Genomic DNA, 7,891 nt, shown 5'->3' with positions numbered 1-7,891 from the left:
GCTTTTGGATCTGACTCTGGTTGATCTTGATACGCGATCGCAGTTGCGAATAGCTGGAGAAGCAGTATGTCAGATTGCGGATTTGTTTTGCGATCGCTCTAGTTTTTTATTTGAGGAGTTACATTCTCGTGCGGTAAAAGGTGAGCCGATCATGGCTGATGATGCTTTTGATCGTTATGTGCGCCAGTCGATGGTAGTGGATTTTGACCAGTTCATTGAGCCATTACCAAGTTTACCTAAGAAGGCTGCTGAACAAACGAAAAGCGGTAATTCAATTGTTCAGGAAATTGACAAGGAAACTTTGATGCAAACTTTGGAGCAGGCAAGTTTGCTTGGTTTTGAAGAGAAGTTTGAACAAGCGATTAGTACTGCTCATGCTGAAGATGTGTCGGCTTGGGTTGAGGCGATCGCCCACTGTATTAAAAACAACTTTTCTCCTATCCGCCTGATAGACTTACAAACTGCTTTGGGTTTACCAATCGTAGAAATTTGGCTGGGACTACTTTTGGGCGATTTCAAACTTGAGCAACGGGGAAGCTTTTATGATTCCAACGAGATTTGGATTAGCTAAGGTGAAAGTTGCCATGCACGGCAAGCCAAATACAGGCTGGATCGATACTGGTATATTCAACGCGATGTTTTGTATGGGCGGGAATAAGCAGATAATCTCCTGCTTTTAGTCGTATTCTCGTATCGTCTGCATAGGAAAGTTCGGATTCACCTTGAAGTAAGATTACCCATTCATCAAGTTCTTGGTCATACCATTGTCCTAATGGGGTGGTTTGTCCTGTGGAAATGATGCGCTCAATCTGGATATTATTACCAGAAACAATTTGCTCAAATTTTTCTAACTGATATACTTCTTGAGAAAGTTCGTATATGTTAGGCATAACCTCAATGAGTTTTACTCATCCTGAATTAAAGTTTCGATTTCGGCTAGAAGCTTGGCAAGCTTCTTAGTTTTTTTAGGGTTATCCCAAACCTTTGATTTTTTCATTGCGGTGAAAGTATTACTCATCAAATCTTTGAGAGAAGGCTCTGTGGCGATCGCATCTTTAACAGATTTAAAGGCAGCAATTCGAGCTTTAATTTGAGAGAGAGACAGATTTTGAGCAATGGATTCCTCAAGCAATTCTTGTCGTTGACCTTCATCGCGAATACGGGCGATCGCTCTTGCTTTGGTAAATTCTAATTTGCCCTGACGCAATGTTTCTAAAACATCATCAGGCATATTTAATAGCGGCAAACGATTTGTGCGAAAGGATTCAGCATTAAATCTGCCGACATTGGCTAGCAAAGATTCGATCGCTTCAAGTTGACGGGTAACGTTATCCGTCAACTCTAATCCACGCTTTTTAGCATTGGCAGATTGGTTTAAGGTTGACGTGATATCACTAATTTCAATATCAAGGGAAAGCGATAATAACTCTAGAATAGCCTCAGTTTCTTCAACAGGGTTTAAGTCTTCACGCTGCAAATTTTCGACAAGAGCGATTTGGATCGCTTCTTTGTCGGTAACATCTTTAATGATGATCGGTACTGCATCTAGTTCAAGAATTTGAGCAGCCCGAAATCTTCTTTCCCCTGCAATTAATTCATATTGTCCATTTGCCAAAGGACGAACTAATAGCGGTTCCAAGATGCCATGTTCTTGGATCGATTGCACAAGTTGCTGCATCTTTTGCGGATCGAAATATCGGCGCGGCTGCTTAATTGGCAATTGGATCATATCAACCTTAACAGTCTGATTATTTGCAGCAGTCAGATCATCCAATAAGCGCACATTGCTAATTTGATACGCGGGTAAAGGTCGCTTGCTAGCCATTAAATTATCTCCAATGAATCTGTGATTTGGTTTAAGATATCGATAACTGGGTGCTTCGGGGAATGCAATGCTAAAGGTTCGTGCATTTGCGCCGAGTCGGGAAAAGCGATCGTCCTTGGGATGGGAGAATAGACGGTGGCAATTGATGATAGTTGGGTCTGAATGGTACTGAGACTAGTTTTTGCTTGCAGAGTTTGTCCTTCGTGCATAGTGGGAATAAAACCTGCAACTTTAAGGTTACGGTTAGCCCTTTGTCGGACACGAGCAACAGTTTCTAGTAACAAATTACAACCAACTAGACTTTTATAGTGGGTTTGAATAGGCACTAAAACATGGGTAGCGGCAATCAGGCTGATATAGCTAAGGATGGCAAGACTGGGAGGACAGTCAATCAAGATAAAATCATACTGCTCTTGAACTGTAGCGATCGCATCTTTGAGACGCACTTCCCGAAACTCAGCTAAGACCAACTCCATCTCGGCGGCACTCAACTGAATGTTAGATGGGACTAAATCCATGCCATGAATATTGTGATGGATTGGTAAGCTCTCGTACTGAGTAATGGACTGATAAATAGTCTTGTCTAGTTGGTAGATATCAAGTCCTAGAAATGATGTTAATGATGATTGGGGGTCCATATCGACGAGAAGGACTTTGCGATCGCGTTGGGCGAGTTGGTATCCCAGATTCATGGTTAGGCTGGTTTTGCCAACCCCACCAGACTGATTAAACAGGGCAATAATCTTGGTCACAGGATATCTTGGTAAACAACACTTAAGCAGTGTAACTTATGTTTGGAATTTTTTTATAAACTGTGCTGCTTTTAAAATAAATTTAATTATTTCAGATAAATTTACACCTAGAAATACTGGGCTTAACGAGCATTTTGCATCAATTTCTGAGTTGACGGGTAACGTTATCCGTCAGTTGCCTCAAGCATCAAAAGTGGGGTAAGACCGAAACAGCCGCTCGCTTTTTGTCATTATCAAGCGCGATCGCTAACAGAGCCTTGTAGACAAAATAATCACGGTGAAAGTTTGAAGGTGAGTAAGGTAGAGATAGGCGATCGCTAAATCTAGTGATACAAAACTCAATGTGATCGCTACAACCAATATTTGAATTAATCTATCACATCCTTATATAAATCCACTTGTCGCTTTATTTCGGATTCAGCATATTCTGCTAAAGAGTTGTAAAACTTATAAATAGGTGATCCTTTGAAAAATTGTTTTGCAATTTCGGAAGCTTGATCTCTTAATTGGATGTCTTCGGGAAAAGGTTGCCCTGATATACCCATAAGTGTTTTAGTATAAGCTATTACAAATAAATTTCTACTTACTGCTTCGTAACATTGATCTCCCGCATCATAAGCTTTTTCAAGTAAATTCTTTACAAATTCTGAGTGTCCAAAAATAAATCCAGAATGAAATTGATTAATTAACGTACCAGCAGCTTCAATTTTCTCTGAATCTTTAGAGTTGACCCACTCACTAACTACTCTGATGCTTCCAGGACTAATATCTCGTTTTGAGTCTCCAATAAAATTAAATGAGGCTTCTCTATAAAGCTCTTTGTACAATGGCTCTAGCTTAATTGAAGATAAAATATCATTATGGGCAGAAGAATTATAACTAATTGAATACTGCTCAAGCCAAAGGTTACGAATCTCTCTCAATATATCATCATATCTTTCAGATTCACTTAAATAATGAAGATAGTTTTCATAATATTTTTTAGGAATAGGTTCGTAAATAGTTTGATCTTTATCTATAGATAACTTAATTCGCTTAAGTATCAATTGAAATGCAAGGTAAGGTATTCTCTTACACGCATGAACAAGAAAGTTACTGATATGAAATCTATCCAAAGTGCGCGTCAATTCTAGTTTATCTAGAAGTATTTTTAGCTCATCATCAGTTAAATCATCTAATGAAACTCTGCTAATAGCTCCAAAAAGCTCTTCAGCTAGTTCTTCATGCTCACTAATTTCTATATTTAAAGCTAGAGAAAGAGTCGATTTTGGTTGGGACTGAATCAGCATAGCTAAAGAACTAATAGCCAACTTTCTTACCTCAAAATCAGAATGAGTTAGAAGCGTTTGAGTTATTTCAGTTAAATTTTCTTGAGTGAAATCTTTATCCCAAGCCCAATACTTCTTAGCAAATGAAGTACAAAATGAGGATCTACCAATGTTGATAGCATTTTTTACGACCTTGATAGCCCGTTGAATATCAAAATTTTTCGCTTGGTAAAGAATTGATGCTATGTGCATAGAAAGTGGACAATCTTCCAGTTTTAAAAGTTGCTCACATATTTCTATTGAATAATTTGGGTTTAATCTTGGTAGCACATCCAAAAAAAGAGTTGATATCTTGCCCCCATTTGCAGAAATAATTTGCATTCTTTCGTTGAGAGCCTGAATACCATTTTGAGGAAATGGATATCTTTCTAAGAAAGTCTTGGCGATATCAGTGTCAATCTGCTCCTTTCGATTCCAATCATAATGTATCTCTCCATCCTGCCAGTCCCATAGATAGTTACTACTCAATACACCAGTAAGTTTTAAGTCATCAGTCTTAGGGACAGAATCTATAATATCTCTTGCTTTTAGCTTAACTGCTTCAGAACTACTATGTCGTGAATACCAGTCAAGATATTCAATAGAATTTAAACAGACAAATGGCTCAATATTATCACTAATAACTAGTGAATTAATCATCTCTAAAATTTCTAACTGCTCAGATTCCCACAATTGATTTACCTCTTCAAGTGGTTCACTTGATCTCAACTCTTGCAGGGCTTTACTTAAGCTCTTCAACGCCCTTAGAACAACTTTAAGATTACTTGAGTTTAGTAGATTTTGAATAACTTCTAAAACATTTTGACGAATCTCTTGAGTTTCTTCACGAATTACAGAAAATGTACTAATTTTAAGACTTATACCGTCATAAAGTCTATGCTCAATTTCTTTATCCAGTAGCGGATCGAGAATATCTAAAGGAGAATAGATATGATCATGAATATCTGATTCTTGAAGCCATTTTTCAACTGTTTTAAGAACTTGCCAGTTAAAATCATAGGGTTTATCAATTTCATATTTAGCAAAATTAACTAGACTTCTAATTGATTCAGGAGAGTTATTGTATGTTTTACTTTGGTCATTTCTTCCAATCTGCCATAATAGCTCACAACACTGAGGCACATATTCAAGATTGTTACCAATTCGTTCAATGATTTCTGGCAGTTCTTTAATCACATTTGAATGTGTAAAGTCATAAGTCCCTCTCTTTTCAGTAACAAGAGGATTACGAATTATAAACTCTACTATATTCAATGAATATTTTGGCTGATAATATGCAATTTCTTTGAGTAAGTCTAGCATTTTGCATCTATCTAAGTTTGTAGGCGCTTTTTTAAATTCCTCTCTTAAATCCTGTAGAATAGTACTAAGAAGATTAGTTTCTTGTTGCTTGCTCAAACTAACTCTCCAATCCAGTTCAGCTAGATTTCTTAGTATTTGTGATGGATAAATTTCTCTAAATGAGTTGAATATTTTTACTGCATAACCTGTAGGTTCTCCCTGATCAGTTAAACAAGCTTTGTGAAGAATATGATCAGATAAGACATCAGGCGTAATTCTTAAACCATCTCCACGCCGCAGAAGAATTCCCCCATTTTCAAGAGTACCTATATAACTGAGTAACTCAGACTTATCTATATTAAGAAACTCTGAAGCAGCTTCTTGAAACTGCTCTTCCATTAAATGAATAGGAGAAATCGCCGCAATTAGTTCTAGAATTTTCTTGCTAATTTTTGGTTCGATATTATTACTAATGGACTTAAACAAATCACTCTCAAATTGATTAAGTACTTCATACTGAAAATCTTCATCTCGTTCTAATAAGTACAAAGGAATACCCTTAGTTGCAAGTAATCGCCCACCAACTACTGTCACCAATGGACAATCTTTAGTAACCTTTGCTAATAGTTCTGCAAAATGAGCATAATCATTTCCTAATGCCTGAAGCGACAAAGCTTTAGATTCAGACATTTTTAAATCTTTAAGTTCTTTTATAATCTCAACTTGAGAAGAACTAACTCCTCCTTGTCTAAGAGTTAATTTAAGGCGATCAAGTGCATAGGGGCGTGATGAAAGAACCAATTTAATTTCAGGCTGATGATTTCTAGCACGATCTCTTGTAATTGCTAGTAGAGTCTGTAAATCCTTTTCTCGCTCAAGTTTATGAGCGTCATCTAAAACAATAATGCATGGATGCAGTGACAAATTATCTACATTTTCTGACGTAACTGATTGTCCTTCTTCCACAAACCATAGCAAAAAATTAGAATGCTCAAAAGTCTTTGCAAATTCGTAGAGTAACCTAGTTTTACCAATACCACCACGCCCAGATAAAATAGCAACTTGCTTATCCTGTAAAGACACAAACCATTGTAAGCTTTTAATCTCCTCATCACGTCCTTCAAGCTTCCATGTATGGTTAAATAGCCGATTTTCATTAAGCCAACCATGAAAAAAGTCTTCATAGGATATAAATGGAGTTAATTTTGAAATTTTTAAGAAAGCACTCTGCCATTCTGGATGAAAGTGACCTCTTACCAAGCGTCTAGCAGATTCAATTTCAATCTCCTGTACCTTTTGTGAAATATCTCGCACATCCCAAAGTTCCCATCTGGGATCATCAGCAATAACTTTCCGAACCTCAACGCTAGCTACACGACTTAAAAGTAAAATTAAGCGATTCGCTTCAAATCCTTGAGCTTGTTGAATGACTTTTATTGCATCACTTTTATTAAACTTCTGCCACTGTTTACATTGAAACGCCCACTTTTCCCCACTCTGTAAATCAGCAACTATATCAACTCCTTCTTGATCATCCCCCTGATTACCATAGTGATAAATATCTTTAGGCTTGAGCAATCGAGCAATAAAATCAAGACTAAAAGACTCAAACGCATCCCAAGCAAGACTTGCGAGCGGTAATAGGTTTTCATCTCTTTTGCTAGGCAACTGAAGAACATCAAAAGAGTTTTCTTCCTGATACTGCTGAAGCAATTCAGGAATTTTTTCAGCAAAACTTATCGGCACACGCACTGTCTTGGTAGGCTCACTACTAGCTTTTGGACGACCTGTACCTTTACGCTTACCACCACGAGCCATACTTGTAAAAACTTTTTAAAGCTTTTGATTAGGTTTACCTTAAATCACATTATAGTGTATAAAATGATTTTGTTGCAGACTAAATATTTAAGTTGTGACAAAATCAAAAGTGTATATTTTATAAGCTAAATACGCCAATGGAAGCACGTCCACAAGAGGTAATCTTTTACACAACCGAAGAGGACGAGCGTCCCTTTGAACTTTGGTTAGAGTCACTACGCGATCGCCAAGCAAGAGCTAGAATTAAAGCACGACTCGATCGAGTTGAAAATGGAAACTTTGGGGACTACAAGCCTGTTGGCTCAGGAGTCATGGAACTCAGAATTGACTATGGACAAGGTTATCGCATATATTTTGCTCAAGCAGGAGAAACCATTGTTCTTTTGCTATGTGGCGGTGACAAAAATACCCAAAATCAAGATATCATCAGAGCAAAGCACTACTGGGTAGACTTTCAGAGAAGAGAAAATGCCAACCTATAAAAGCTATCATTCCTACCTAATTGAATCCTTAAAAGATCCCTTAGAAGCTGCTGCTTACTTAGATGCAGTCCTAGAAGGTGGTGACTTTGAACATATTTTATTGGCTTTGAAAAACGTCGCAGAAGCTCAACAAAATATTACTAGCAATTCAAAAAACAATAATCTGAATTTAGATCTCAACTCTCAACTATTTCCAAACCAACAGCCCAGTGAATTAATGACAATTGCTAAATTACTAAACCAATTAGGGCTAAAACTCTCAGTAACTGTTCAGGAAAAACAACCTGCTTAACAACATCCAAAAATCAAGATTCTATTTCTGCAATCTTGCGTAAAACTTGCCATACTACCTCTAACTCACCCCGATTAACCAAAGGAGCCAAAACCTGAGACATCGCATATTGC

At 37.4% G+C, this 7,891-nt stretch carries 8 protein-coding genes; 4 read left to right on the top strand and 4 right to left on the bottom strand.

The annotated features are described in order from the left end of the window. Positions 1–571, top strand: a 571-nt coding sequence (locus H6F44_RS21400; RefSeq protein WP_190353121.1) for a hypothetical protein, incomplete at its 5' end; no start/stop codon positions are given. Here H6F44_RS21400 and H6F44_RS21395 read toward each other — a convergent pair. The 3 genes from H6F44_RS21395 to H6F44_RS21385 are packed head-to-tail and all read right to left on the bottom strand — an operon-like array spanning position 564 to position 2,577. Next, positions 564–890 carry a cupin domain-containing protein gene (locus H6F44_RS21395; RefSeq protein ID WP_190353120.1) on the bottom strand — a complete coding sequence of 109 codons (327 nt, stop codon included), beginning with the start codon at positions 888–890 and terminating at the stop codon, positions 564–566. The genes H6F44_RS21400 and H6F44_RS21395 overlap by 8 nt on opposite strands. Positions 891–904: 14 nt before the next feature. After that, positions 905–1,825 (bottom strand): ParB/RepB/Spo0J family partition protein, encoded by a 921-nt coding sequence (locus H6F44_RS21390; RefSeq protein WP_190353119.1) that lies wholly within the window; start codon positions 1,823–1,825, stop codon positions 905–907. Then, positions 1,825–2,577, bottom strand: a complete 753-nt coding sequence (locus H6F44_RS21385; protein WP_190353118.1) for a ParA family protein — start codon at positions 2,575–2,577, stop codon at positions 1,825–1,827. Before H6F44_RS21385 ends, H6F44_RS21390 begins: the two co-directional genes overlap by 1 nt. On the opposite strand from H6F44_RS21385, the gene H6F44_RS21380 reads away from it, so the two are divergent. Next, positions 2,570–2,779 (top strand): hypothetical protein, encoded by a 210-nt coding sequence (locus H6F44_RS21380; protein ID WP_190353117.1) that lies wholly within the window; start codon positions 2,570–2,572, stop codon positions 2,777–2,779. The genes H6F44_RS21385 and H6F44_RS21380 overlap by 8 nt on opposite strands. A 166-nt stretch (positions 2,780–2,945) precedes the next feature. Here the strand turns inward: H6F44_RS21380 and H6F44_RS21375 are convergent, their stop codons facing one another. Then, positions 2,946–7,004: a restriction endonuclease gene (locus tag H6F44_RS21375; RefSeq protein WP_190353116.1), complete on the bottom strand. Its 4,059-nt coding sequence runs from the start codon at positions 7,002–7,004 to the stop codon at positions 2,946–2,948. Positions 7,005–7,141: 137 nt separating this feature from the next. Here H6F44_RS21375 and H6F44_RS21370 point away from each other — a divergent pair, with 137 nt between their 5' ends. Next, entirely contained in the window at positions 7,142–7,486 is a 345-nt protein-coding gene (locus H6F44_RS21370) for a type II toxin-antitoxin system RelE/ParE family toxin (protein ID WP_190353115.1), read from the top strand. Further along, positions 7,473–7,778 carry a helix-turn-helix domain-containing transcriptional regulator gene (locus H6F44_RS21365; protein WP_190353114.1) on the top strand — a complete coding sequence of 102 codons (306 nt, stop codon included), beginning with the start codon at positions 7,473–7,475 and terminating at the stop codon, positions 7,776–7,778. The genes H6F44_RS21370 and H6F44_RS21365 overlap by 14 nt, the downstream gene beginning before the upstream one ends. Positions 7,779–7,891: the final 113 nt, after the last annotated feature.

The organism is Pseudanabaena cinerea FACHB-1277, assembly GCF_014696345.1.
Classification (GTDB): domain Bacteria; phylum Cyanobacteriota; class Cyanobacteriia; order Pseudanabaenales; family Pseudanabaenaceae; genus Pseudanabaena; species Pseudanabaena cinerea.
This window is presented reverse-complemented; position numbering and strand designations above follow the sequence as displayed.

Excerpts from the sequence above, each read along its gene's own strand:
- H6F44_RS21395 (WP_190353120.1), bottom strand. The coding sequence starts at position 890 with ATGCCTAACATATACGAACTTTCTCAAGAAGTATATCAGTTAGAAAAA.
- H6F44_RS21390 (WP_190353119.1), bottom strand. The coding sequence starts at position 1,825 with ATGGCTAGCAAGCGACCTTTACCCGCGTATCAAATTAGCAATGTGCGC.
- H6F44_RS21375 (WP_190353116.1), bottom strand. The coding sequence starts at position 7,004 with ATGGCTCGTGGTGGTAAGCGTAAAGGTACAGGTCGTCCAAAAGCTAGT.
- H6F44_RS21370 (WP_190353115.1), top strand. The coding sequence starts at position 7,142 with ATGGAAGCACGTCCACAAGAGGTAATCTTTTACACAACCGAAGAGGAC.
- H6F44_RS21365 (WP_190353114.1), top strand. The coding sequence starts at position 7,473 with ATGCCAACCTATAAAAGCTATCATTCCTACCTAATTGAATCCTTAAAA.